The sequence below is a fragment of the Bathymodiolus platifrons methanotrophic gill symbiont genome (assembly GCF_002189065.1).
GTDB lineage: Bacteria > Pseudomonadota > Gammaproteobacteria > Methylococcales > Methylomonadaceae > Methyloprofundus.
In genome coordinates, this window is the sequence record NZ_BDMN01000265.1 from 1 (window position 1) to 2442 (window position 2442).

The 2442-nt window shown below is 39.4% G+C and carries 3 protein-coding genes and 1 pseudogene; 2 read left to right on the plus strand and 2 right to left on the minus strand.

The window, feature by feature from the left end; all coding sequences use genetic code 11:
* Positions 1-725, plus strand: a 725-nt coding sequence (locus tag CDZ78_RS14485) for an ISL3 family transposase (RefSeq protein WP_140414081.1), incomplete at its 5' end; no start/stop codon positions are given.
* On the opposite strand, the pseudogene CDZ78_RS14490 reads toward CDZ78_RS14485, so the two are convergent.
* Positions 724-909: pseudogene (locus CDZ78_RS14490) on the minus strand (hypothetical protein); the annotation flags it as partial. The gene CDZ78_RS14485 and the pseudogene CDZ78_RS14490 overlap by 2 nt on opposite strands.
* Before the next feature lie 183 nt (positions 910-1092).
* Between CDZ78_RS14490 and CDZ78_RS14495 the strand changes: the two are divergent.
* The gene (locus CDZ78_RS14495; RefSeq protein WP_087870648.1) at positions 1093-2016 is read left to right on the plus strand and encodes a branched-chain amino acid transaminase; all 924 of its coding nucleotides are present in this window, start codon (positions 1093-1095) and stop codon (positions 2014-2016) included.
* Positions 2017-2149: 133 nt separating this feature from the next.
* On the opposite strand, the gene CDZ78_RS14500 is transcribed toward CDZ78_RS14495, so the two are convergent.
* Positions 2150-2442: multicopper oxidase domain-containing protein (locus CDZ78_RS14500; RefSeq protein WP_167374319.1), on the minus strand; the 293-nt coding region annotated here is incomplete at its 5' end.

Here is a 2442-nt window from a genome sequence, read left to right on the forward strand (position 1 = left end):
GTCACAAATATGTCACTTTAGGTGTCGATTTAGACGAGTCTCGTGTTATTTTTGTCACTGAGGGTAAAGGTAAAGCCACTTTGCATAACCTTCAGGAACACCTTGAAAACAAAGGGGTAGAGAAAGAACAAATTGAACAAATAAGTAGGGATCTATCGCCATCCTTCATTGCTGGAGCCGCAGAGGCTTTTCCATCAGCAGAGATAACCTTCGATCGGTTTCATGTTGTCAAATTATTAAATGAAGCAATGAATCAAGTCAGGATTAGTGAGCGTAAAGAGCATGATGCACTCAAAGGACACAAATATACTTTTTTAAGGAACCGAGAAAACTTAACCAATAAACAAGAAGTTTCATTAGCTGAAATGATTGACCTATATCCTACGTTAGGGCAGGCATATCGATTGAAAGAGCTTTTTAATGACTTATGGTCAATGCCCGATAAAGTATCGGCTGAAGCCTTTCTAAAGCAGTGGTGTGAAGAAGTAGAAAAATCTAAAATCTCAGCATTTATGAAGTTTGTAAAGACCGTTAGGAGCCATTGGTCTGGCATTATTCATTTCGTTGAAACAAAGATTACAAATGGAATTCTTGAGGGAATTAATAGCAAGGTCCAACTGGCCAAACGACGAGCAAGAGGTTATCGCAATATTAATAATTTTATCAATATGATTTACTTTCTTTGTGGTAAGTTAAAATTCGACTACCCACTAGGATTCACATAGAGCCATAATAACTGTACACAATATCATCTATTGATAAACCAAATTTACCATCAGCCATACCGTGAGTAAACAGAATCTGGATCAAGGCAAACAGATAACCGATAGCCACAGCCGTTAAATAACCAGTAAATAATACTTTTAATGGGGTATCTAGCTCACTCAAAGTGATTTTTGGGTTGGTCATACGTAGAATTAATTGAAGAATATTAGAAAAATCTATTTTAGCCTATATATTAATATTCGGGTAACCTGATTGTCTTTAGCTAGTATATTTTTATGATGTCGAACAATACGATAAGCGATATCGCCATAATGACAGTATAATGGTGTGAAATGAATTTTTAAGAATATAGGTATAACACTAATGATGACAATGGACGATAGAGACGGAAAAATCTGGATGGATGGTAAATGGGTAGAGTGGCGCGATGCAAAAGTACACGTATTAACGCATACCCTACATTATGGTGCAGGTGTATTTGAAGGCTTAAGAGCTTATCATACCGAGCAGGGCCCCGCTATTTTCAAATTAGCCGAACATACCGACCGCTTATATCGTTCAGCACATATTTTGAATATGAAAATTCCTTTCTCTAAAGAAGAGATTAACCAGGCGCACCTTGGTGCGATTAGTAATAACAATCTTGATAGCGCCTATATCCGCTCCATGTGCTTTTATGGCTCTGAAGGTATGGGCTTACGTGCAGATAATCTTAAAGTCCATGTCATGATTGCTGCCTGGGAATGGGGGTCTTACCTAGGTGATGAAAACATGGAAAAAGGCATTCGTATCCGAACTTCTTCTTATACTCGAAACCATGTTAATAGCACTATGTGCAAAGCCAAGGCAAATGGCAATTATATTAACTCTATTCTAGCCCTGCAAGAAGCCATAAGTGCGGGTTACGATGAAGCATTATTACTCGATCATGAAGGTTTTGTTGCCGAAGGCAGTGGTGAGAATTTATTTATTGTACGTAATGGCATTCTGTATACACCAGAAACCACTTCAGCATTAGAAGGGATTACCCGCGAGACAATCTTTACCATTGCCAAAGAACAAGGTCTGGAAGTTAAAGAAAAACGTATTACCCGTGATGAAGTGTATGTAGCAGATGAAGCATTTTTCACCGGCTCTGCTGCTGAGGTCACGCCAATTAGAGAATATGATGACCGGCAGATTGGTTCAGGATCTCGCGGCCCTATTACCGAAAAAATACAGAGTTTATATTTTGACTATGTACATGGTCGTAGAGCGGATCATTCTGAATGGTTAGCGCATGTAAAGTAAGCGTAGAGAAAAGGGGCTTCAGTGACAATGAGGCACCTCTCGCAAAAGTAGTTTGTGTAAGCTATAGCAATAAATAAATTCGTTGCCACACGATACTTCGCAACCGTAGCGGTGCGAAGTATCTGCAAAAAATCTAGCCTATATAAAACTGGAGCATCATACCTAAATCTTCATGCTCCAGATTATGGCAATGATATAAAAACAAGCCTTTATAATCTTCAAATGGCTTGGCAATCACAATTTCTTCACCGGGCATAACTAAAACAGTATCTTTCCAGCCAGTATCTATAAAACCCTCGCTCACGGTCTTATATTCCTCCTGACGCATGCCTTCGATCTCTCTGGATAAAATCTGGAACTGCTGACCGTGCAAGTGAATCGGGTGTGCCATAGACATCATCATACCTCCTCCCATGCCTCCGCCCA

Excerpts from the sequence above, each read along its gene's own strand:
- CDZ78_RS14495 (WP_087870648.1), top strand. The coding sequence starts at position 1,093 with ATGACAATGGACGATAGAGACGGAAAAATCTGGATGGATGGTAAATGG.